Raw genomic sequence first — 21,541 nt, forward strand, 5'->3', positions numbered from 1 at the left:
CATGACGACAGTGCCGACTCAGCGGCGCGCGCGGCGTCGATCACCCCTGATCGGCTACCTGCTGCGTCGCGCGGGAACCTCCCTCATCCTCTTGGTGGGCGTGACCGTGGTCACGTTCGCGCTCACCAACCTGGTTCCCGGAGACCCCGTTTCCGCGGCCCTCGGTGAGGGCGCCTCGCAGAATCCCGCAACCCGCGAGGCGTTCATCCGGGCGCAGGGTCTGGATCAGCCGCTGTTCGTGCAGTACTTCATCTACATGGGGAACCTCCTGCGCGGAGACCTCGGAACGTCGCTGGTGACCGGCCGCCCGGTCACCAGCGACCTCGCCACGGCCGTCCCCGCGACGATCGAGATCGCCATCGGCGCGATCGTGCTGAGCCTCGTCGTGAGCATCGTGCTCGGCACCCTCGCGGCCTACCGTCGCGGACTCGTGTCCGACCAGGTCATCCGCGTGGTCACGCTGGTCGGGCTCAGCGTGCCGACGTTCTGGCTGGCCCTGGTCAGCTTCTACGTGTTCTTCCTCGAGCTGCGCATCGCGCCCGGGTCGGGCCGTATCTCCCCGGCGATCACCCCGCCCCCGCGCGTGACGGGGCTCTACACCGTCGACTACCTCCTGAACGGCGACGGTGTCGGCTTCTTCGACGCCCTCGCGCACCTGGCGCTGCCGGTCCTGGTGCTCTCGCTGGTGACGGTGGGTCTGCTGACCCGCTTCATCCGCACCTCGGTGCTCGAGGTGCTCGGCAGCGACTACGTGCGGGCCGCCCGCGCCAAGGGACTGCCCGCGATGCGCATCATCCTCGACTACGTGCTGCGCGGCGCTTCGCTGCCGATCCTCACGGTCGTCGGCGTCGCCTTCGGCGCCCTGCTGTCGGGCACCGTGCTCGTGGAGTCGGTGTTCGCGTGGCCGGGGTTGGGGACCTACGCCTACAACTCCGCAGCGAATCTCGACCTGCCCGGCATCATGGGCGTCGGTCTCGTGGTGGGCCTCATCTACCTGCTCATCAACTTCGTCGTCGACCTGCTCTACGGCGTGCTCGACCCGAGAGTGAGGATCGCATGAGCCACCTCGCCGCCGCATCGAGACGCGGGCGCTTCCGCTTCCGCTGGCCCCGCGCCTGGCGCACGCCGTTGGGCGTGATCGGCACGGTCATCGCCGCCGCGTGGATCATCGTGGCCTTCACCGCTCAGTGGTGGGTGCCGTTCGGCCCGAACGCGCAGGTGCTTCCCCGCCTGCAGGAGCCCGGTATCGACACCCTGCTGGGCACCGACGGCAACGGCCGCGACATCTTCTCGCGCCTGATGACCGGTGCCACCGTCAGTCTGCCGCTCGCGCTCATGCTCGTGATCGCGGCCATGATCATCGGCACGGTCATCGGCTCGGTGGCGGGCTACTTCGGCGGGTGGGTCGACGAGACGCTCATGCGCCTCACCGACCTGTTCATGGCGTTCCCCACCGTCATCCTGGCCATGGTCGTCACCGCCTCGCTCGGGCCGTCGCTCTTCAACGCCGTGATCGCGGCGATCGTGGTGTCGTGGCCGCAGTACTCGCGCGTCACCCGCAGCATCGTGCTGGGCCTTCGCGGTCAGAACTACGTCATCGCGGGGCGCCTGCTCGGCCACTCGCCGCTGCGCACGCTCTTCGTCGACATCCTCCCGAACATCGCCGGTCCGGTGCTCGTGCTCGCGACCCTCGACATCGGCGCCGCGATCCTGCTGCTGTCGGGACTGTCGTTCCTCGGCCTGGGCGCTCAGCCGCCGACCGCCGAATGGGGCTCGATGATCTCGGGCGCGATGCAGAACTTCGACGCTTGGTGGCTGGGAGTGTTCCCGGGCCTGGCGATCCTGACGGTTGTGTTGGCCTTCAACTTCCTCGGCGACGCGATGCGCGACGTGCTCGACCCGACGGCCGAGATCACGCACGAACGTCAGGCAGACCACAAGGCCTCGGCGGGGGTGCCCGCGTGAGCGCCCTCTCGATCCGCGATTTGACCATCGACATCGGCCGCCCGCTCGTGCGCGGCGTCTCGCTCGAGCTCGAGCCGGGTCGCATCCACGGACTGGCCGGAGAGTCCGGGTCGGGCAAGACCCTCACCTCGCTCGCAGTCCTCGGTCTGCTGCCGCGGCACGCGCGCACCGGCGGGTCGATCCTGCTCGCGGGTGAGGAGATCCTCGGGCTCGGTCGCCGCGCGCTCAACCGCATCCGCGGGAAGCGCATCGCGATGGTCTTCCAGGACCCATCGTCGTCTCTGCATCCGCAGCTGACGGTTGGCCGGCAGCTCACCGATCACCTGCGCGTGCACCTCGGGCTGAAGGGCAAGGCCGCTCGCGCGCGGGCGGAAGAGCTGCTCGAGACGGTGCAGGTGCCGCGGCCGGCGGATGCGCTCGGTCGCTACCCGCACCAGTTCTCCGGCGGGCAGCGTCAGCGCATCGCCATCGCGTGCGCCCTCGCGTGCGACCCCGAGGTGCTGCTCGCCGACGAGCCGACCACCGCCCTCGACGTGACGGTGCAGGCCGGCATCCTGCAGCTGCTGCGCGACCTCGCGACCGAGCGTCGCCTGGCGGTGCTGCTCGTGACCCACGATCTGGGGGTGATGAGCGCGATCGCCGACGAGGTCGCCGTGATGAAGGACGGTCTGATCGTCGAGCGCGCCGACCGCGAGACCCTCTTCCGCGACCCCCGGCACGAGTACACGCGCGCGCTGCTGGCGGCGCTGCCGGGGTCGAAGATCGAGATTCCGGATGCGGATGCCGTGATGAAGGGCGAGATCGATGAGTGAGACCGCCGTCCTCGACGCGCAGCGCGTCACCGTGCGCTACCCGGGCACTCCGCCCGTGGTCGCCGTCGACGAGGTGTCGCTGCGCGTCGCGCCCGGGGAGACCGTGGCGCTGGTGGGGGAGTCGGGCAGCGGCAAGTCGAGCTTCGCGCGGGCCGTGGTGGGTATCGAGAAGACCGCCGACGGAACCGTGCTGTTCCAGGGTGCGCCCGTCGCCCCGCTCGGGCTGCGCCGTCGCGCGAAGGCGCTGACGAGCATCCAGATGGTGTTCCAGGACCCGTCGACCTCGCTCAACCCGCGCCGCCGTGTCGGCGACCAGATCGCCGACGGCATCGCGACCGCCCGCGCGCGCGGCGCCGCCGGATCGAGCGTCGCCGAGTGGCTCGAACGCGTGGGGTTGCCGGCCGGCGTCGCCACCCGTTTCCCGCACCAGTTCTCGGGCGGCCAGAAGCAGCGCCTCGCGATCGCGCGCGCCCTCGCCGCGCGCCCGTCGCTGCTCGTCGCCGACGAGCCCATCTCCGCCCTCGACGCCTCGACCCAGACGAGCGTGGCCGCGCTCATGCGCGACCTGGTCGCCGAGGCGGGCGCCGGCATGCTCTTCATCTCCCACGACCTCGCCGTGGTGCGCCGCATCGCCGATCGCACGCACGTCATGTTCGGCGGACGCGTGCTGGAATCGGGGCCGACCTCCGACCTCTGGGCGCAGCCGCGGCATCCGTACACGCGCGCCCTGCTGGCGGCGATCCCCGAGCCCGACGGCGAGGGGCGCATCCCCGACGCTCCGTCGGTCTCCGACCGTGCGGTGTGGGCCGAGGTGCCGGCCGTGCTGAACTGAGCCTCACCGCACGCGAACAGTGAGGACTGCGGCGCGCGCCGCCCGCAGCGTCACACCACCAACCGGTACCCCATCCCCTGCTCCGTGAGCAGGTGCACCGGGTTCGACGGGTCGGCCTCGAGCTTCTTTCGCAGCTGCGACATGTACAGCCGCAGGTACCCGCTGTCGGCCACCTGCTCGCTCGCCCAGATCTCCTTCAGCAGCGTCTGACGCGTCACGAGCGAGCCGGGGTTACGGGCGAGGAACTCCAGCATCCGCCACTCCGTCGGGGTGAGGTGCACGCGGGTTCCCGCCCGCAGCACGGCCTTGGCCGCGAGGTCGACCTCGACCTCGCCGAAGCGCACGACCGCATCACCGGATGCCGGAACCGAACGCCGCGCGTGCACGCGCAGGCGCGCGAGCAGCTCGTCGATCTGGAACGGCTTGGTCACGTAGTCGTCGGCGCCGGCATCCAGCGCCTCGACCTTGTCGGCCGAGCCCGTGCGACCGGAGACGACGATGATCGGCGCGGTCGTCCACCCGCGCAGCGCCTGGATCACCTGCACGCCGTCGAGGTGCGGCATCCCGAGGTCGAGCAGCACGAGGTCGGGGTGCGCCTGGGCGGCGAGCGTGATCGCGGCAGCGCCGTCGGCCGCAGCGACCACGTCGTAGCCGTGCGCGGCGAGGGTGATGCGCAGGGCGCGGACGAGCTGCGGGTCGTCGTCGGCGATCAGGACCTTCACGGCGCGTCCTCTCGGGATCCGGATGCCAGGGGCGCGGCGTCGCGGGTGTACGGATCATCAGCGGGCCGGTCGGCGGACACCGGCAGCGCCACCACCATCGTCAGCCCGCCGCCCGGGGTGTCTTCGGGGGTCAGCGTTCCGCTCATCCCCTCGGCGAAGCCGCGGGACAGCGCGAGTCCGAGACCCAGGCCCGCGGTGTTGTCGGTGTCGCCGAGGCGTTGGAAGGGCGAGAACATGTCCTCGCGCCGCTCCGCGGCGATGCCGGGGCCGTAGTCGATCACGCGGATCTCGGCCGTACCGCCCAGGCGGCTCGTCGCGATGCGGACGCGCTGTCCCGCGGGGGTATAGCGGTCGGCGTTCGTCAGCACGTTGACGATCACGCGTTGCAGCAGCACGGGGTCGGCGCGCAGGGCCGGGAGATCGGGGTCGAGGGCGAGTTCGACGGCATCCGGTCCCAGGCCGAGCTCGTCGAGGGCGGCGAGCACGACGCCCGCGGCATCGACCTCGGTGAGCGACACCGCGAGCACGCCGGCCTGCACACGACTGACGTCGAGCAGGTCGGTCACCAGCACCGACAGGGTCGTGAGGCTCTCGTCGGCGGTCTCGAGCAGCTCGAGGCGGTCGGCTTCGGTGAGGTTGTCGCCTGCGGCTCGTAGTCCTCCGAGAGAGGCGACCGCGGCGGCGAGCGGGCGGCGCAGGTCGTGACTGACGGCCGACAGCAGGGCGCTGCGCACCTGGTCGGTCTCGGCCAGCGCCCCCGCCTCGGCCGCGGTCTCGGCGAGGTCGGTGCGCTCGAGGGCGGCGGCGAGCTGCGCGACGACGACGTCGAGGAGACGTCGTTCACCGGCATCCAGGTCGCTCCCGTGCAGCTCGAGGCGCGCGCGGTCGTTGCCCACGGGCACGATGGTCGATCGGCCGTCGCGGACGGGTTCGCCGTCGGTGGCCAGCGTCGACCCATCGGATGCCATGAGCCGCACCCCCGCGAGTCCGAACGCCTCGCGGGCCCGGCTCACCAGCGCGGGGACGGCGCTCTCGCCCCGCAGCACGCTCCCGGCGACCGTCGCCAGCAGCTCGGCTTCTGCCGCGGCGCGGCGGGCCGCGCGGGCGCGCCGGGCGGCCTGGTCGACGACGACGCTCACCAGCGTCGCGATGATCACGTAGAGCGCGAGGGCGATCGCGTTGGCCGGGTTGCTGATGGTCACGGTGTACAGCGGCTCGATGAAGAGGAAGTTCAGCGTGACGCCCGACAGCACGGCGGCGAACACCGCGGGCCAGATGCCGCCGATCAGCGCCACGACCACCACGAGCAGCTGATAGACCAGGACGTCGGCGGCGACGGAGTCGTCGCTCCCGGTCGACAGCAGCAGCAGCGAGATGAGCGGTCCGCCCACCAGGGCCGTGACGAAGCCGAGGATGCGACGCTTCGCGCTGAGCGCGGGACCCGTGAGGCGGGGGAGGGTGAAGCGCCCGCCCGCGCGGGCGTGGTTGACGATGTGCACGTCGATGTCGCCCGAGAGGCGGATGACGGTCGCGCCGATGCCGGGACCGGTGAGGGCGGCGGCCACACGCCCGCGACGGCTCACGCCGATCACGAGCTGCGAGGCGTTCACCGAGCGGGCGAAGTCGACGAGGGCGGTCGCCGGATCGTTGCCGACCACCTGGTGGTAGGTGCCGCCGAGGGCCTCGACGAGCGCGCGCTGCTCGGCGAGGGCGCCGGGGGCGCTCGCGCGCAGGCCGTCCTGCGACGACACGTGCACGGCGAGCAGCTCGCCCCCCGCCGACCGGGCGGCGATGCGCGCGCCGCGGCGCAGCAGCGTCTCACCCTCGGGGCCGCCGGTGAGGGCGACGACGACGCGCTCGCGCGCCTGCCACGTGCCCTCGATGCCGTGCTCGGAGCGATAGCGCTGCAGGGCGGAGTCGACCTCGTCGGCGAGCCACAGCAGCGCGAGCTCGCGCAGGGCGGTGAGGTTGCCGAGGCGGAAGTAGTTCGACAGGGCCGCGTCGATGCGCTCGGCCGGGTACACCGACCCGGCCGCGAGCCGGTCGCGCAGAGACTGCGGGGCGAGGTCGACGACCTCGATCTGGTCGGCGGCGCGCACCACGGCATCCGGGACCGTCTCGCGCTGCGCGACGCCGGTGATCTTCTCGACGACGGCGTTGAGGGATTCGATGTGCTGCACGTTGACCGTGGTGATCACGTCGATGCCCGCGTCCAGCAGCTCCTCGACGTCCTGCCAGCGCTTGTCGTTGCGGGAGCCGGGGGCGTTGGTGTGCGCGAGCTCGTCGACGAGGGCGATCGGCGGATGCCGCTGGAGCACGGCATCCAGGTCCATCTCGTCGAGGGCGACGCCGCGGTGCGCGACGGTCCGGCGCTCGACGGCCTCGAGGCCTTCGGCCTGGGCGGCGGTGGCGACGCGGCCGTGCGTCTCGACGATCGCGATGACGACGTCGCGCCCCTCGTCGCGCAGGCGCCGGCCTTCCTCGAGCATCTCGTACGTCTTGCCGACGCCCGGGGCCATGCCGAGCAGCACGCGCAGGCGCCCGCGCTTCACGACGCGCTCCGCGGGTCGGTCGGGGCCCCGGGCGCACGGCGCCGCCGCCGCGCGAGGGGCGCGACGGCGGCGGGTGACAGGCGCATGTCCTGATTCTCGCCGCTCAGCGCGCGTCGAGCGCGCGGTTGAGCTCGAGCACGTTGACGCGCGGCTCGCCGAGGTACCCGAGGTCGCGCGGAATCGTGTGCGCGGCGACCAGCGCCGACACCTCCGACGAGGGGATGCCACGGGTCTCGGCCACCCGCCCCACCTGGCGCTGCGCGTTCGCGACGGAGATGTCGGGGTCCAGGCCCGAGGCCGAGGCGGTAAGGGCGTCGGCGGGGATCTCCCCGGCCCCGTCGAGCTCGACGGAGGCCGTCCTGCGTTCCTCGATCGAGGCGATCAGGTCGTCGTTCTCGGGGCCGAGGTTCGACCCGCTCGACGCCGCGGAGTCGTAGCCGTCGCCCGCCGCGGAGGGGCGCGACTGGAAGTACTGCGGAAGCGCTTGCCCGTCGGCATCCGTGAAGGACTGGCCGATCAGCTGGGAGCCCGCCACCGTCCCGTCGGCCGAGCGGACGAGCGATCCGTTCGCCTGGAACGGGAGGGCGACCTGCCCGATCCCGGTGATGAGGAGCATGTAGCCGACCCCAAGGAGGACGGTGAAGACGAGCATCGCGCGGACGGCGACGCCGGCGGTACGCAGGGTGGTGCGCATGACGGGGCCTTTCAGAAGCCGGGGAGCAGGCTCACGACGAGGTCGATGAGCTTGATGCCGATGAAGGGGACGAGGACGCCGCCGAGCCCGTACACGAGCAGATTGCGGCTGAGGATGCTCGATGCGCTCGCCGCGCGGTATTTCACTCCGCGCAGGGCGAGCGGGATGAGCACGATGATCACGATCGCGTTGAAGATGATCGCGCTGAGCACCGCGGATGCCGGCGACGACAGCTGCATGACGTTGAGCACCGCGAGGCCCGGGAACACCCCCATGAACATCGCCGGGATGATGGCGAAGTACTTCGCGATGTCGTTGGCGAGCGAGAACGTCGTCAGCGCGCCGCGCGTGATGAGCAGCTGCTTGCCGATGCGCACGATGTCGATGAGCTTGGTCGGATCGCTGTCGAGGTCGACCATGTTGCCGGCCTCCTTCGCAGCGGAGGTGCCCGTGTTCATCGCCACGCCGACGTCGGCCTGCGCGAGCGCCGGGGCGTCGTTCGTGCCGTCACCGGTCATGGCGACGAGGTTGCCGCCCTCCTGCTCCCGCTGGATGAGCGCCAGCTTGTCCTCCGGCGTGGCCTCGGCGAGGAAGTCGTCGACGCCGGCCTCGGCGGCGATCGCCTTGGCGGTGAGGGGGTTGTCGCCCGTGATCATGACGGTGCGGATGCCCATCGCCCGCAGCTCTCCGAAGCGCTCGCGCAGGCCGTCCTTGACGACGTCCTTGAGGTGGATGACGCCGAGCACGCGGCCGGTCCCTTCGACAGGCTCAGGGACCTGGGTCCCGGGGGAAGTGGCTGAGCTCGCCGAAGCCGCCGGGCCCCGCGCCGGCGTCCAGGTCGCGACGACCAGCGGCGTTCCGCCCGACTGCGAGATGGCATCCGTCGCGCTCTGCAACTGCGCGCGCAGGTCGTCGGGGACGGGGGATCCGGATGCCGCGAGCCAGGCCACCACGGCGGCCGCCGCGCCCTTGCGCACCTGGGTGCCGTCGGCGAGGTCGAGGCCGCTCATGCGGGTCTGGGCGGTGAACGGCACGGGCTCGGCGTCGCGGGGCATGTCGGCGACGATGCCCTGGGCGACGGCGAGCTCGACCACCGAGACACCCTCGGGCGTGGGGTCGGCCTGCGACGACAGCGACGCGTATTGCGCGAGCATCGGCCCGCCGACACCGCCGAGGGGCACGAAGGCCGAGGCCCGGCGGTTGCCGTAAGTGATCGTGCCGGTCTTGTCGAGCAGCAGGGTGGTGACATCTCCCGCGGCCTCGACCGCGCGGCCCGACATCGCCAGGACGTTGCGCTGCACGAGTCGGTCCATGCCCGCGATGCCGATCGCGCTGAGCAGCGCGCCGATCGTCGTCGGGATGAGGCACACGAGCAGCGCCACGAGCACGGGGATCGAGACGGGGGATGCCGCGTACGAGGCGATCGGGTTCAGCACGAGCACCACGACGACGAACACGATCGACAGGCTCGCGAGAAGGATGTTGAGCGCGATCTCGTTCGGCGTGCGCTGACGGGAGGCACCCTCGACCAGGGCGATCATCCGGTCGACGAACGTCTCTCCGGGCTTCGACGTGATCGTCACGACGATCCGGTCGCTCAGCACGCGCGTGCCTCCGGTCACCGCGCTGCGGTCACCGCCCGACTCGCGGACGACGGGCGCGGACTCGCCCGTGATGGCCGATTCGTCGACCGTCGCGATGCCGTGCACGATGTCGCCGTCGCCGGGGATGAGCTCCCCGGCCTCTACCAGCACGATGTCGCCGACGCGCAGGTCACCCGACGGGACGTCCTCGGTGGCGGCCCCGGATGCCGCGGGGTCGGCCTTCTCGTCATACGACACGACGCGGCGGGCCGAGGTCGTCGTGCGCGTCTTGCGCAGCGTCGCGGCCTGCGCCTTGCCGCGGCCCTCGGCGACCGATTCGGCGATGTTCGCGAAGAACACCGTGAGCCAGAGCCACGCGGCGATGCCCCCGGTGAAGCCGAACGGCAGGGCGTCGGACGCGGAGCCGCCTCCGGACCCTGTCGAGGCGTCGCCGAGGAACGGCTCCGCCACAGCGATCAGCGTCGTCAACGCCGCACCGACCCAGACGAGGAACATCACGGGATTGCGCCACTGGGCGGCGGGATTGAGCTTCTTGGCAGCTCCCGGCAGGGCGGCGACGATCTGCGCGGCGCTGAAGGCGCGGCGCGGGGCGCTGTTGGCGCCGGGCCCGCCGACGGGCTGAGGGGCCGGCGACCCTTGGACAGGCTCAGGGATCGTGGAAAGGGGAGTGGACATCAGCGGGTCAGTCCTTCAGCGAGGGGTCCGAGGGTGAGGACGGGGAAATAGGTCAGGGCGGTGACGATCACGGCGACACCGGCGAGCAGGCCCGCGAACTGCGGGCGGTGCGTGGGCAGGGTCCCGGCCGTCGCCGGCACGGCATCCTGAGCCGCGAGGGCGCCGGCCAGCGCGAGCACGAACACGATCGGCAGGAAGCGCCCGAGCAGCATCGCCACGCCCAGCGCGGTGGTGAACCACGGCGTGTTCGCGGTGAGCCCGGCGAACGCCGACCCGTTGTTGTTCGCCGCCGACGTGAAGGCGTAGAGCACCTCGCTCAGGCCGTGCACGCCCGGGTTCCAGATCGAGGTGGTCTCGACGTCGTCCCGGATGCCGGGAACACCGAAGCTCAGCGCGGTGCCGGCGAGCACGAGGGTGGGCGTGACGAGGATGGAGAGGCTCGCGAGTTTGATCTCGCGCGGCCCGATCTTCTTGCCGAGATACTCCGGCGTGCGGCCGATCAGCAGACCGCCGACGAACACCGCGATCACGGCGAGGATCAGCATGCCGTACAGGCCCGAGCCGACGCCGCCGGGGGCGACCTCGCCGAGCATCATGTTGATCATCGGCATCATGCCGCCCAGCGCCGTGTAGCTGTCGTGCATGGAGTCGACCGCACCCGTCGAGGTGAGGGTGCTGGTCGAGCCGAACAGCGTCGAGCCGAAGATGCCGAACCGCACCTCCTTGCCCTCCATCGCGCCGCCGGCGAGCGTCGGGGCCGTGCCCGCGCCCACCGTCTCGGCCCAGGTGAGCAGGGCGGTGGATGCCGCGAAGATCACGGCCATCACGCCCAGGATCGTGTAGCCCTGGCGGTGATCTCCGACGATCCGGCCGAATGCACGGGGAAGCGAGAACGGGATCACGAGCATCAGGAAGATCTCGAAGAGGCTCGTCCACGGCGTCGGGTTCTCGAACGGGTGCGCGGAGTTGACGTTGAAGAAGCCGCCACCGTTGGTGCCGAGGAGCTTGATGGCCTCCTGGGATGCCATCGGCCCACCCGGGATCGACTGCGTCGCTCCAGCCAGGGTCGTGGCATCCGTGAAGCCGTTGAGATTCTGGATGACGCCGCCCGCGAGCAGCACGAGCGCGGCCACGATCGAGAACGGCAGCAGAAGGCGGAAGGTGCCGCGCACGAGGTCGACCCAGAAGTTGCCGATCACTCCGCTGCGGCGGTAGGCGAAGCCGCGGACGAGCGCGATCGCGACGGCGACGCCGACGGCCGCGCTGACGAAGTTCTGCACGGTGAGGGCGGCGAACTGCACGGTGTAGCCGAGCGTCGTCTCTCCGGAATACGACTGCCAGTTCGTGTTGGTGACGAACGAGACCGCGGTGTTGAACGACAGCGCCTCGCCCGGGGCCTCGAGGCCCAGGGCGAACGGCAGGACCGCCTGCAGGCGCATGAGGGCGTACACGAACAGCACGCTGACGAACGAGAACAGCAGCACCGACCGCAGGTAGGCCTGCCATGTCTGCGCGCTGCGCGCGTCGACGCCGATCAGGCGGTACGTGCCGCGCTCCACGGCGAGGTCGCGCTCGCCGGTGTAGATGCGGGCGACGTAGTCGCCGAGCGGGCGGTAGGCCAGGCCCAGGGCGACGATGAGGGTGAGGCTGGTCAGGACGATCGACCAGATCTGTGCGGCATCCACGTCAGAACTTCTCGGGGCGGACGAGGGCGACCACGAGGTACACCACGGCGGCGACCGCGAGGACGGCGGCGAGGATCGAGAAGAACATCACGAGCGGTCACCGCCTCGACCGGTGGGGCGAGCGGACGAGGGGCGGGCCTCGGGGCCCAGCTTCTCGACCCCCTTGGCGACGAGCGCGACCAGCGCGAACAGCGCGACGGTCACGGCGAGGAAGACGACATCGAGCACGACGACTCCAGGTTCGGGTCTGTACCGCGGGCAATCCGCGGGCGCCGCGGGGCGGCACGTGTGTCGATGAAACTCCGCCGGGAGCCGGCATCCGGGGTTCCTCACGCTTTCCCTACGGCTCCCTGACGAACGCATACGGGGTGCTCACGCAGTCGCTGTGCGCACGACCCCGCATGATGGAGGCATGGCCGACAGCGACGTGCGCGTGAACGGGGCGCTCGTGATCCCGGCGGCGGAGCTGTCGTGGCGGTTCTCGCGCTCGTCGGGGCCGGGCGGGCAGGGCGTCAACACCGCCGATTCCCGGGTGGAGCTGACGTGGGATGCCGGGAACTCGGCGGTGCTCTCCCCGCTGCAGCGCGAACGGGTCCTCGACCGGCTGGGCGAGCGTCTGGTCGGCGGGGTGCTGACGATCGCGGCATCCGAGCATCGGGCGCAGCTGCGCAACCGCGACGCCGCGCGCGCCCGGCTCGCGGCCCTCGTCGCCGAGGCCGTGCGTTCTCCCGCCCCGCCGCGTCGCGCGACGAAGCCGACCCGCGGCTCGAAGGAACGTCGCCTGCAGGCCAAGCAGCGCCGCACCGACGTCAAGCGCCTGCGCCGCCGCCCGACCGACTGACTCCCGCCCCTTCTGGCTCGACAGGGATGGGGCGGGCGCGCGGCGCGAGTGTCCACAACACCCGGGCGTCGCGAAAATCCGTCCGGGTTTCTCGGACACTCGATCGAGCCCGCGGCGGCCCACCGCGCGCGACGCCGTCGGAAACGCCGAACGCCCCCGCCGATGGCGAGGGCGTTCGAACGGACTCAGGATGCCGAGCTGGTCGGGGTCTTCTTCGTGCCGCGGTGCGCGGGGACCTCGGCCACGGGCTGACCCCGACGCTGCTGGCCGGGGAGCGGCCGGGAGCGCCGGCCGTAGATGAGCTCGGACGAATCGAGCAGCCACGGCACGAGCGTGATCGACACCCCGTGCACGAGCATGAGCTGCTGCGCCAGGCGGCGGGAGCGGCGGTTGTGCAGGATCGACTCCCACCAGTGCCCGACGATGAACTGCGGCAGGTACACCGTCACGACCGACGAGCCGTGCTTCGCGCGGTAGCTCTTGATGAACGAGGTCACCGGCGAGGTGTACGTGCGATACGGCGATTCGATGATGACGAGGGGCACGGGCATGTCGTGCTCCTGCCACTCCTTCTGCAGCTTCGCGGCATCCTCTTCGGTGATGGCCACGTGCACGGCGAGCGTCTTTTCGTGCTTGGCGGCGAGGGCGTAGTCGAGGGCTTTCATCACCGGCTTCTGCAGACGGTTCACCAGCACGATGGCGACGTCGCCCGACGAGCCGAAGTGCACGGTGTCATCCATCTGGATCTCGTGCTCGACGTCGCGGTAGTAGCGGTTCACGCCGATCATCAGCACGGCGAGGATCGGGATGGCGATGAACACCAGCCACGCGCCGTGCGTGAACTTCGTGATCGTGACGATGAGCAGCACGAGCACGGTCATGGCCGCACCCACGGAGTTGATCCACAGGCCCGAGATCGCCGAGCGCCGCTCGATCGCGGCCGACTGCTGCTTCGCCGCCTCGGGCGGGAGCTCCTTCAGTCCGCGCAGCATCCGTCGCCAGTGCTTGACCATGCCGATCTGCCCGAGCGAGAACGACACGAAGACGCCGATGATGTAGAGCTGGATCAGCGTGGTCAGATTGGCCTGGTAGACGATCAGCACGCCGATGGCGACGATGCCGAGGATGATCATGCCGTTCGAGTACACGAGCCGGTCCCCGCGGGTGTTCAGCGCCTTCGGCGCGTAGCCGTCACGAGCGAGCACCGACCCCAGCAGCGGGAAGCCGTTGAAGGCGGTGTTGGCCGCCAGCAGCAATACGCACGCGGTCGCGGCCTGGATGATGAAGAACGGGATGCTGCCCATGCCGAAGGTCGCGGCGGCGACCTGGGCCATGAGGCTCGGCTGCGGGTTGTTGGCGCAGTCGAACCCGATGAGGTGGCAGGGGTTCTCCGCGTAGTGCACACCCGAGATGAGCGCGAGCGCGGTGAGGCCGACGAACAGGATGATGGCGATGCCGCCCATCATCGTCAGCGTCGTCTGGGCGTTGCGGATCTTCGGCATCCGGAAGGCGGGCACGCCGTTGGACACGGCCTCGACGCCCGTGAGCGCGGAACAGCCGCTCGAGAACGCGCGCAGAACGAGCAGGATCAGCGCCGCCTGCGTCAGCGACTCGGCCTGCACCGCGTACTGCGCGCTCGAGGCGACGGGCGCGAAGCCGAGGAGGGTGCGGCCCAGGCCGACGACGATCATCACGCCGACCGAACCGATGAAGAGGTACGTCGGAATGGCGAAGACGCTCGAGGCCTCGCGCACGCCGCGGAGGTTGACGATGACGATGAGGATGACGAAGCCGACGGCGATCTCGACGCGGAACGGGTTCAGTTCCGGAAGCGCCGAGATGATGTTGTCGACCCCGGATGCCACCGACACGGCCACCGTGAGCACGTAGTCGACGAGCAGGGCCGCGGCCACCACGACACCGGGCACCTCGCCGAGGTTCTTGCTGGCGACCTCGTAGTCGCCGCCGCCCGAGGGGTAGGCCTTGATGAGCTGACGGTAGCTGAGCACCACCACGACCAGCAGCACCACGACGGCCACGGCGACCCACGGGCTGAGCGTCAGCAGAGCCGTCCCGCCGATGAGCAGGATCATCAGCAGTTCCTGCGGCGCGTAGGCCACGGACGACAGGGCGTCGGAGGCGAAGATGGGCAGCGCCATCTTCTTGGGGAGGAGCTGCTCGTCGAGTTTCTCGGAGGTGAGGGGCTCGCCGATCAAGATGCGTTTCGCGATCGGCGTCTCTTCGCCGTCAACGCGACTTTCGTCAGTCACGGCGCGCGACATTACGCGCACTCCGGGCTCTGCGCAATCTGACGCGCAGGTCGTTCAGCCGCTGGTCGCTCGAACGTGATGAACGGTGGCTCCGGATGCCGTATTCCCGGCGTTCGACGACGCGATCAGGGTGTGGCGACCTCGGCGATGAACAGTGCCACCGCATCGGCCCCGGCGTGGTCGTCGGCCGAGATCGTGACGACGGCGTCGCTGGCGAAGACGACGAGCTGGCCGTGGGCCCCGTGCAGGCGCCACGCGTCGCCCGGGCCCTCCCAGCCGGAAAGGGCGTAGCGACGGTACCCGTCGCCGACGCCGCCGGTGTCGATCCACCCCGAGTGCATGGCATCCACCGTCTCCGCCGACACGAGGCGGCGCCCGCTCCAGACGCCGCGGTCGCGGATGAGCAGGCCCAGGCGCGCCATCTCCTCGGTGCGCAGCGCGAGGCCCTCGCCGGCGAGCACGCGCCCGTTCGGGCATCGGCGCCACGACACGTCGTCGAGGCCCAGCGGCGCGAACAACCGTGGGCGCAGGTAGTCCTCGACGTCGCCGGTGCGCTGCGACAGCGCGTGCATCGCGGTGTACGTGCTGGCGTTGGAATAGTGGAAGACGCGGCCGCGCGAGGGGCGCGAGAGGAACTCGGCGGCGAGGTCGGGCCAGTCGCTCATCATCGTCGCGGAGTACGGGAGATCGATGCCGCTCGACATGGTGAGCAGGTGCCGGAGCGTGACGTCGGCCGCGGTGGGAAGCATCTCGGAGACGGGTTCGTCGAGCGACACCACTCCCTCGTCGACCGCGATCCCGGCCGCCAGCACCGCCACCGCCTTCGCGACGGAGTGGATCTCCTCTCGCACGTCGGGTGTCCAGCGATGCGTCGCGGTGTCATCGCCCACCCGCACGTGCACCCCGTGCGCGCGGAAGCCGGTGTCGTCGATGCGGGCGACGAGATCATCGCGCAGGAGGGCGGCACGCGTCATGTGCACAAGGCTACGGAGTCGACCCGGGTGCCCGCCTAAGCTCGCGTCGTGGACGACATCGTGAGATCCGGACTGCTCGCCGTGCTGGCGGGCGCGATCATCGCGGTGCTGGCCTTCGTGCCGTTCGTCGCGCTCAGCTACCGCCGTCGCGGGGGCCTGACGCTGTGGCGCGCCCTCCTCTGGGCGGGAGCTGCGGTGTACTTCTGGTCGATCTGGACGTACACGCTGATCCCTCTGCCCGACGGCGAGGACTACCGCTGCGCGGGCGTGAACCTCCGCCCCTTCGAGTTCGTCGACGACATCCGCGCGGCGGTCGCCGTCTCAGGCCGCTATCTCACCGACCCCGCCGTGTTGCAGGTGGCGCTGAACGTGCTCCTCTTCCTCCCGCTCGGTTTCCTCCTGCGGGTGCTCGGTGGGCGCGGCATCCTGACCGCGGGCCTCGCGGGACTCGTCGTCTCCGGTCTCATCGAGACCACGCAGCTCACCGGCGTGTGGGGCATCTTCCCCTGCGCCTACCGCGTCTTCGACGTCGACGATCTGATCGCGAACACGTCGGGTGCTCTGCTGGGGTCTCTGCTCGCGCTCACGGTGCCCGCGCAGCACCGCGGGGCGCAGAGGAGTCCGGATGCCGAGCGCCCCCGCCCGGTGACGCGCCGCCGTCGGCTGCTCGGCATCGTGTGCGACGTCGTGGGTGTGTGGCTCGTCGGGTTCGGCGTATCGGTGGTCGTGCAGGCGGTGATCTCCCTCACCCTGGGGGATGCCGCGGCCTTCTCGACCGATGAGGTGGCCTCGCTCGCGGGCACCGCGGTGTCGACGGGTGTGTGGCTGGTCGTGATCCTGACGACGGGGCGGTCGATCGGCGACCTCGCCACGCGCGTGCGCTTCACGAACGGCGTGCTGCCGACGTGGGTGGCGCGTCTCTTGCGGTTCCTCACGGGGGCCGGGGCCTACACGCTGCTCGCGGCGCTGCCGGTGCCGTGGTCGCTGCTGGCATTCCTGCTGGCGCTGGCGACGGGGGCGCTTCTCGTCGCGTGGCGCGACGGGCGCGGCCTCACCGGGTGGATCGGACGCCGCCGCCTGGTCGATGATCGGGCGGGGGCGGTGAGTCCGTCAGTGGATGCGACATCGTCGGCTCGCGGAGACCTCCGCCCATGACTCCTCTTCTCCCCGTGCGACGACGATGCCGTCCGCGTCCACCGCGTCTTGCACGAGCGGCGCGACATCGACACCGAGTTCCGGCCCTGGATCTGACGATCCCGGTGGACGTCACCGGTTCGCGGCGAACTCCTCGGCCAGCACGCCCATGAGCACCTCGTCGTGGAAGCGGCCGCTGTAACCACTCTCCGGGTGACGCGCGGAGAAGGCGCGTCGGGCGGGTCGCGAGCGGCGGCGCATGCGGGGGATCACCTGCCGCGCTACCGTGACCGCATGAGAGAGCCGCTGTCGCCCGCGGACGCGCGCATCCTGGCGCTCGAATCCGATGTCGTGCGCGGGCACGCCCTCAAGCTGCTCGTGCTCGAGCCGGGCGCGGCCCTGGATCTCGAGTCCGTGCGTGCGAGCGTCGCCGAGCGGCTGAGCGCCTTCCCGCGCGGGCGTCAGGTCGTGGTCGACGACGGCGACGGGCCCGCGTGGGTCGACGTGGCCGACGTCGAGATGGACCACCACGTTCGTCGATACGTCGCGGGCGACCCGGCGGACCTGCGTGCGGTCGTCGGGCGGCTCATGTCGGAACCCCTCGACCGATCTCGGCCGCTGTGGACCATCGATCTCATCGGGCCCTTCGCCGACGGGCGCGAGGCCGTGGCCGTGCGCCTGCACCACGCGCTCGCCGACGGACTGACCGCCGTGCGCTTCCTCGAAACCGTGGTCTTCGAACCGCACGATGCCCCCGCGCACGAGGTCGGCATCCGCGATCCCGCCGCGCGCCCGACGCGGTGGAGCGAATGGGAGCGGATGCCGCTGACCCTGGCCCGTGAGCTCGGCCACCCGGGGTCGCACTCGCCGTTCGACCGCCCGCTCACCGCGCGCCGTGCCCTGGCGTTCGTCGACGTGCCCCTCGCCGAGGCGCGGGCGGTCGGCGCGTCGCGCCCCGCCCACGCGACCGTCAACGACGTGCTCCTCGCCGTGATCGCGGGAGCGCTGCGCCGACGGCTCCTCCATCACGGCCACGCGCCGCGCGTGAACGCACAGGTGCCGGTGAGCCTGCACGAGAAGGGGGAGGATGCCGCGGCATCCGGAAATCGCGACTCCTTCGTCGACGTGGGCCTGCACCTGCACGAGCCCGACGACCTGCGCCGACTCGATCTGCTGAGCGCCGAGATGCGCGCGCGAAAGAAGGGGCGCGATGCCCGGGCGCTCGAGGAGCTGTTCCACGCGCTCGCGTCGGCGGGTCCGCTCGGTACGCTCGCGCGTGGCCTCGCCGACGACCCGCGCGAGTTCGCACTCGCCATCTCCAACGTGCCCGGGCCGCGCGTCGCGGTGGCCGTGGCCGGGCGCCGTGTCGGACACGTCTACACGTCGTCGGAGCCGGGTCCCCGACACGCGCTGCGCGTCGCCGCGATCTCCAACGATCGCTGGCTCGGCGTGGGGTTCTGCGTCGACCCGGCCGCGGTGCCCGACGTCGAGCAGCTCGCGGATGCCGCGCACGACGCGTGGGAGGCGCTGCGGGCCGGCTCGGCCTGACCCGCGCGGCCCCGCGCGTGCACGGCGGCGGGGACCGCGACCGGCTCGCCGATCCCGGATGCCGTGACCCGGCGCGTCGCGGTGGCGACCCGCCGTTGTGCGCGGCTGCGGCGCCCGCACGCCCCTCGACCTGTCTCGATGACGGACCACCACCGTCGAACCGCACCGCGCGCCGAATAGGCTGGGCGAGAAGGAGTCCCATGTCGTCGAGAGCAGGGCGTGCTCAGCGCGCGGGTCGCGGTGTCGCCGCGGCCGCTGCGGCGACCTTCCTCGCCACCGTCTCGCACGGTGCGGTCGACTCCGCTCTGCCGTCCGCGATCAACATCGCCGTCGCGCTCTGCCTCGCCACGCCGGTGTGCGTGCTGCTGGCCGGGCGGGCGATGTCGTGGTGGCGTCTGTCGGCGGCGGTCGTGCTCAGCCAGGCGCTGTTCCACGGCATCCTGATCCTCGATCTGCGCGGCGACGGCACTGCCGTCGGCGGGGGCCATCACGGCGCGTCCGCTGTCGTTCTCGATGCCGCCGCCCCTGTCGCAGAGCACGGCGCGCACTCCCCATGGATGTGGGCCGCCCACGCCTTCGCCGCCGTCGTGACGATCCTGGCGCTCGGCCGGGGCGAGCGCGCGGCGCAGGCGATCGCTCGCTTCTTCGTCGCCGCCCTGCTGGTCCTGCGTCCGTTCCGCGGCATCGCCGCGCCCACCGACGCCGTGCGCACCGCGCCCGAGCCTCTGCTGCTGCCGCGGGCAATGACGGTGCTGTCGCCGATGAGGCACCGGGGTCCGCCGCGCGCGGCGTGACCTTCGACCTCCTCATCCGCGGCGCGACCGCCTGATCGGCGCGCCCATCCGCAGAAAGCAGCACCCATGTCTCGCAAGACCATCCTTCGTCGTACCCTCGCCGGTCTCGCCGCCGGTGCCGTCCTGGCCCTCGGCGCGCCCCTGGCGGCCTCCGCGCACGTCACCGTCAACCCGAACACCGCCACCCCCGGCAGCTACGCCACGGTGAACTTCCGCGTGCCGACCGAGTCCGAGACGGCATCCACCGTCAAGGTCGAGGTCACCCTGCCCACCGACACCCCGCTGAGCGCCGTGCTCGTCGAGCCGGTGCCCGGCTGGACCGCCACGGTCGAGAAGGGCGCCCTGCCCGCGCCCGTCGAGGTCGACGGCAACACCATCTCGGATGCCGCGCTGAAGATCGTGTGGCAGGCCGACCCCGGCGTCGGCATCGGTCAGGACCAGTTCCAGATCTTCTCGGCCGTGCTCGGCCCGGTGCCCGACACCGGCCACCTGCTGCTGCCCGCGGAGCAGACGTACTCCGACGGGGAGGTCGTGGACTGGGCCGCCACGCCCGACGAGGTCGCCGCCGACGACACGCTCGAGCCCGCCCCCGTGCTCTACATCAACGACGCCCCGCCGACCGCGGAGCACAGCCACGGAACGTCCACGACGGCATCCTCCGGCGGGGACGACCACTCGAGCGAGGCGAGCGCGGAGGCGGGCGACTCCTCGTCCGGCATCGCGCTGGGCCTGAGCATCGCGGCCCTGGTCGTGGCCGCGGCCGGCGCCGTGCTCGGCGCCCTCGCCTTCGCGCGTCGTCCGAAGCGCGCGTGAGCATGCGCACCCGCAATGCGCTGCGTCGCGTTCTCGCCGGGGCGGTGGTGGTCGCTGCGGCGATGACGGCCGCCCTGGGCGGGGCCACGGCGGCCTCGGCGCACGACAGTCTCGTGTCGTCGTCGCCGGCCGACGGTGACAGCGTCTCGACGCTGTCGGAGGTCACCCTCGACTTCAGCGCCAACCTGCTCGGAACCGACGGCGGCAACCTCGTCATCGTGGTGGGCCCCGACGGGCGGCACTACGAGAGCGAGTGCACGGCTCTCGCGGGCCCCACGTTGACGACCGCTGTCGCGCTGGGTGAGCCCGGCGACTACCAGGTCGAGTGGCGCGCGGTGTCGTCCGACGGTCACCCGGTCTCGGGCGTGATCCCGTTCACCTACACGGGGGAGGGCGTCTCGTCTGGCGCGGAGGAGTCCCCCTGCGCGGCCGCCGTCGGCGCGGGAGAGGCGGCACCCGCGACCGACACCCCGGCCCCGGCCGGCATGTCGGGCCTGACGATCGGACTGCTGGCGGGCGGCGGTGCCGTGGTCCTCGTCGGCATCCTGATCGTCATCATCCTGCGCACGCGCGGCCGCGAGGACTGAGGCGGCCCCGCCCGCCGACGGAGGTCCGCGGCGGGCGGGCCGTCTCGCGCCGTCCCACCCGGCGCCGGATTCCGGATGCCGGTGCCCCGGCGCCGCCGCCAGGGCGACGGGCCGCGAGGGGCCGAACGCCGCGGCCTATAGGTTCGAGCCCGCGACCGAGAAGGTGTCGCAGGCGTTGACGCCGCCCTGGCGCCCCGCGTCGAACCAGCGCGTGCGCTGCTCGCTCGAGCCGTGCGTGAAGCTCTCGGGGTTGGTGACCTGGCCCGCCTCGGCCTGGATGTGGTCGTCGCCGACCGCGGCCGCTGCCGACAGCGCGTCGGTGATCTGCTGCTCGGTCGGGGGCTGCAGGTAGGGCGTGCCGTTCTCGTCGACCTGCTCGCCGGCCGCGGCGACCCACGCGCCGGCGTAGCAGTCGGCCTGCAGTTCGGTGCGCACGCCGTTGCTGTCGGGCCCGGTGCCGTTGTTCGGGTACTGCTGCATCACGCCGGTGAGGTTCTGCACGTGGTGGCCGTACTCGTGCGCGAGCACGTAGAGCTGGGCGAGGGGGCCGGCGGTGGTGTCGTACTGCTCCCGCAGGATCGAGAAGAACGTCGGATCGACGTACACGGTCTCATCCGGCGGGCAGTAGAACGGTCCGGTCGCGTTCGACGCCGTTCCGCATGAGCTCGACGTCGCCTGATCGACGATGATCAGCTGCGGCTCGCGGTATCCGTCGAGGCGCTCCTGCCAGAACTGGTCGATGCTGAGGGTCGCGGCCGCGAGGCGACAGGTGTCGTCGGTGTTGGCATCCTGTCCCGTGGAGCAGTTGGCGATCGCCTCGCCGCCGCCCTGGGGCGCGGCGGGCGCACCACCGCCGCCGAGGAGTCCGGACAGGTCGGTGCCGGTGAAGGCGGAGATCAGGAACACCACGATCGCGCCGAGGCCCACCGCGCCGCCACCGACGGCCGCGACCGTTCCGCCGCGCCGCTTGGCCGAGTTCCCGCCGACGCGGGCATTGTCGTTGAACGTCACGACGTTCACGGTACGGGCGCACGATGCG

The 21,541-nt window shown here is 71.5% G+C and carries 21 protein-coding genes; 10 read left to right on the plus strand and 11 right to left on the minus strand.

What is annotated here, in order from left to right; translation table 11 throughout:
- Nucleotide 1: 1 nt before the first annotated feature.
- From B0B15_RS02940 to B0B15_RS02955, 4 genes are read left to right on the plus strand one after another with little or no spacing between them, the layout of a single operon-like run.
- Nucleotides 2-1,060 carry an ABC transporter permease gene (locus tag B0B15_RS02940; RefSeq protein ID WP_076673210.1) on the plus strand — a complete coding sequence of 353 codons (1,059 nt, stop codon included), beginning with the start codon at nt 2-4 and terminating at the stop codon, nt 1,058-1,060.
- Nucleotides 1,057-1,965, plus strand: coding sequence for an ABC transporter permease (locus tag B0B15_RS02945; RefSeq protein WP_076673211.1), 909 nt, complete (start codon nt 1,057-1,059; stop codon nt 1,963-1,965). The genes B0B15_RS02940 and B0B15_RS02945 overlap by 4 nt, the downstream gene beginning before the upstream one ends.
- The gene (locus B0B15_RS02950) at nt 1,962-2,777 is read left to right on the plus strand and encodes an ABC transporter ATP-binding protein (protein WP_076673212.1); all 816 of its coding nucleotides are present in this window, start codon (nt 1,962-1,964) and stop codon (nt 2,775-2,777) included. The genes B0B15_RS02945 and B0B15_RS02950 overlap by 4 nt, the downstream gene beginning before the upstream one ends.
- Nucleotides 2,770-3,609, plus strand: a complete 840-nt coding sequence (locus tag B0B15_RS02955) for an ABC transporter ATP-binding protein (RefSeq protein WP_076673213.1) — start codon at nt 2,770-2,772, stop codon at nt 3,607-3,609. Before B0B15_RS02950 ends, B0B15_RS02955 begins: the two co-directional genes overlap by 8 nt.
- Before the next feature lie 50 nt (nt 3,610-3,659).
- On the opposite strand, the gene B0B15_RS02960 is transcribed toward B0B15_RS02955, so the two are convergent.
- The 7 genes from B0B15_RS02960 to B0B15_RS16730 form a co-directional block, all read right to left on the minus strand.
- On the minus strand, nt 3,660-4,331 hold the full coding sequence (locus B0B15_RS02960) for a response regulator (protein ID WP_076673214.1): 672 nt from the start codon (nt 4,329-4,331) through the stop codon (nt 3,660-3,662).
- A complete protein-coding gene (locus B0B15_RS02965) occupies nt 4,328-6,883 on the minus strand; it encodes a DUF4118 domain-containing protein (protein ID WP_076673215.1) in 2,556 nt (851 codons plus the stop codon). The genes B0B15_RS02960 and B0B15_RS02965 overlap by 4 nt, the downstream gene beginning before the upstream one ends.
- A gap of 103 nt (nt 6,884-6,986) precedes the next feature.
- Nucleotides 6,987-7,577: a K(+)-transporting ATPase subunit C gene (gene kdpC, locus B0B15_RS02970; protein WP_076673216.1), complete on the minus strand. Its 591-nt coding sequence runs from the start codon at nt 7,575-7,577 to the stop codon at nt 6,987-6,989.
- Between the two features lie 11 nt (nt 7,578-7,588).
- Nucleotides 7,589-9,856: a potassium-transporting ATPase subunit KdpB gene (gene kdpB, locus B0B15_RS02975; protein WP_076673217.1), complete on the minus strand. Its 2,268-nt coding sequence runs from the start codon at nt 9,854-9,856 to the stop codon at nt 7,589-7,591.
- Entirely contained in the window at nt 9,856-11,526 is a 1,671-nt protein-coding gene (gene kdpA, locus B0B15_RS02980; RefSeq protein WP_176776602.1) for a potassium-transporting ATPase subunit KdpA, read from the minus strand. The genes kdpB and kdpA overlap by 1 nt, the downstream gene beginning before the upstream one ends.
- 16 nt (nt 11,527-11,542) lie before the next feature.
- The gene (gene kdpF / locus B0B15_RS02985; RefSeq protein ID WP_076673219.1) at nt 11,543-11,629 is read right to left on the minus strand and encodes a K(+)-transporting ATPase subunit F; all 87 of its coding nucleotides are present in this window, start codon (nt 11,627-11,629) and stop codon (nt 11,543-11,545) included.
- Nucleotides 11,629-11,769: a hypothetical protein gene (locus B0B15_RS16730; protein WP_256334160.1), complete on the minus strand. Its 141-nt coding sequence runs from the start codon at nt 11,767-11,769 to the stop codon at nt 11,629-11,631. The genes kdpF and B0B15_RS16730 overlap by 1 nt, the downstream gene beginning before the upstream one ends.
- Before the next feature lie 184 nt (nt 11,770-11,953).
- On the opposite strand from B0B15_RS16730, the gene arfB reads away from it, so the two are divergent.
- Nucleotides 11,954-12,382: an alternative ribosome rescue aminoacyl-tRNA hydrolase ArfB gene (arfB, locus tag B0B15_RS02990; protein WP_076673220.1), complete on the plus strand. Its 429-nt coding sequence runs from the start codon at nt 11,954-11,956 to the stop codon at nt 12,380-12,382.
- Between the two features lie 185 nt (nt 12,383-12,567).
- Here arfB and B0B15_RS02995 read toward each other — a convergent pair whose 3' ends face one another.
- Both B0B15_RS02995 and B0B15_RS03000 read right to left on the minus strand, forming a co-directional pair.
- The gene (locus B0B15_RS02995; protein WP_076673221.1) at nt 12,568-14,664 is read right to left on the minus strand and encodes an APC family permease; all 2,097 of its coding nucleotides are present in this window, start codon (nt 14,662-14,664) and stop codon (nt 12,568-12,570) included.
- A gap of 113 nt (nt 14,665-14,777) precedes the next feature.
- Complete coding sequence (locus B0B15_RS03000) at nt 14,778-15,626, minus strand: serine hydrolase domain-containing protein (protein ID WP_076673222.1); 849 nt, start codon at nt 15,624-15,626, stop codon at nt 14,778-14,780.
- A gap of 48 nt (nt 15,627-15,674) precedes the next feature.
- On the opposite strand from B0B15_RS03000, the gene B0B15_RS03005 reads away from it, so the two are divergent.
- Nucleotides 15,675-16,781: a VanZ family protein gene (locus B0B15_RS03005; RefSeq protein WP_076673223.1), complete on the plus strand. Its 1,107-nt coding sequence runs from the start codon at nt 15,675-15,677 to the stop codon at nt 16,779-16,781.
- Nucleotides 16,782-16,892: 111 nt separating this feature from the next.
- On the opposite strand, the gene B0B15_RS16735 is transcribed toward B0B15_RS03005, so the two are convergent.
- On the minus strand, nt 16,893-17,021 hold the full coding sequence (locus B0B15_RS16735) for a hypothetical protein (protein ID WP_256334162.1): 129 nt from the start codon (nt 17,019-17,021) through the stop codon (nt 16,893-16,895).
- 33 nt (nt 17,022-17,054) lie between these two features.
- Here B0B15_RS16735 and B0B15_RS03010 point away from each other — a divergent pair, with 33 nt between their 5' ends.
- From B0B15_RS03010 to B0B15_RS03025, 4 genes are all read left to right on the plus strand, one after another.
- The gene (locus tag B0B15_RS03010) at nt 17,055-18,308 is read left to right on the plus strand and encodes a wax ester/triacylglycerol synthase domain-containing protein (RefSeq protein ID WP_076673224.1); all 1,254 of its coding nucleotides are present in this window, start codon (nt 17,055-17,057) and stop codon (nt 18,306-18,308) included.
- A 200-nt stretch (nt 18,309-18,508) separates the two neighbouring features.
- Complete coding sequence (locus tag B0B15_RS03015) at nt 18,509-19,102, plus strand: hypothetical protein (RefSeq protein WP_076673225.1); 594 nt, start codon at nt 18,509-18,511, stop codon at nt 19,100-19,102.
- Nucleotides 19,103-19,168: 66 nt separating this feature from the next.
- A complete protein-coding gene (locus B0B15_RS03020; RefSeq protein ID WP_076673226.1) occupies nt 19,169-19,915 on the plus strand; it encodes a YcnI family copper-binding membrane protein in 747 nt (248 codons plus the stop codon).
- Between the two features lie 2 nt (nt 19,916-19,917).
- Nucleotides 19,918-20,502, plus strand: a complete 585-nt coding sequence (locus B0B15_RS03025; protein WP_076673227.1) for a copper resistance CopC family protein — start codon at nt 19,918-19,920, stop codon at nt 20,500-20,502.
- Nucleotides 20,503-20,637: 135 nt separating this feature from the next.
- Here B0B15_RS03025 and B0B15_RS03030 read toward each other — a convergent pair whose 3' ends face one another.
- Complete coding sequence (locus B0B15_RS03030; protein ID WP_076675108.1) at nt 20,638-21,513, minus strand: KPN_02809 family neutral zinc metallopeptidase; 876 nt, start codon at nt 21,511-21,513, stop codon at nt 20,638-20,640.
- Between the last annotated feature and the right edge of the window lie 28 nt (nt 21,514-21,541).

Source organism: Microbacterium sp. RU1D (assembly GCF_900156435.1).
Taxonomy (GTDB): Bacteria; Actinomycetota; Actinomycetes; order Actinomycetales; family Microbacteriaceae; genus Microbacterium.

Excerpts from the sequence above, each read along its gene's own strand:
- B0B15_RS02940 (WP_076673210.1), top strand. The coding sequence starts at position 2 with ATGACGACAGTGCCGACTCAGCGGCGCGCGCGGCGTCGATCACCCCTG.
- B0B15_RS02945 (WP_076673211.1), top strand. The coding sequence starts at position 1,057 with ATGAGCCACCTCGCCGCCGCATCGAGACGCGGGCGCTTCCGCTTCCGC.
- B0B15_RS02955 (WP_076673213.1), top strand. The coding sequence starts at position 2,770 with ATGAGTGAGACCGCCGTCCTCGACGCGCAGCGCGTCACCGTGCGCTAC.
- kdpC (WP_076673216.1), bottom strand. The coding sequence starts at position 7,577 with ATGCGCACCACCCTGCGTACCGCCGGCGTCGCCGTCCGCGCGATGCTC.
- kdpB (WP_076673217.1), bottom strand. The coding sequence starts at position 9,856 with ATGTCCACTCCCCTTTCCACGATCCCTGAGCCTGTCCAAGGGTCGCCG.
- kdpF (WP_076673219.1), bottom strand. The coding sequence starts at position 11,629 with ATGTTCTTCTCGATCCTCGCCGCCGTCCTCGCGGTCGCCGCCGTGGTG.
- arfB (WP_076673220.1), top strand. The coding sequence starts at position 11,954 with ATGGCCGACAGCGACGTGCGCGTGAACGGGGCGCTCGTGATCCCGGCG.
- B0B15_RS02995 (WP_076673221.1), bottom strand. The coding sequence starts at position 14,664 with ATGTCGCGCGCCGTGACTGACGAAAGTCGCGTTGACGGCGAAGAGACG.
- B0B15_RS03000 (WP_076673222.1), bottom strand. The coding sequence starts at position 15,626 with ATGACGCGTGCCGCCCTCCTGCGCGATGATCTCGTCGCCCGCATCGAC.
- B0B15_RS16735 (WP_256334162.1), bottom strand. The coding sequence starts at position 17,021 with ATGCGCCGCCGCTCGCGACCCGCCCGACGCGCCTTCTCCGCGCGTCAC.
- B0B15_RS03010 (WP_076673224.1), top strand. The coding sequence starts at position 17,055 with ATGAGAGAGCCGCTGTCGCCCGCGGACGCGCGCATCCTGGCGCTCGAA.
- B0B15_RS03015 (WP_076673225.1), top strand. The coding sequence starts at position 18,509 with ATGTCGTCGAGAGCAGGGCGTGCTCAGCGCGCGGGTCGCGGTGTCGCC.
- B0B15_RS03020 (WP_076673226.1), top strand. The coding sequence starts at position 19,169 with ATGTCTCGCAAGACCATCCTTCGTCGTACCCTCGCCGGTCTCGCCGCC.
- B0B15_RS03025 (WP_076673227.1), top strand. The coding sequence starts at position 19,918 with ATGCGCACCCGCAATGCGCTGCGTCGCGTTCTCGCCGGGGCGGTGGTG.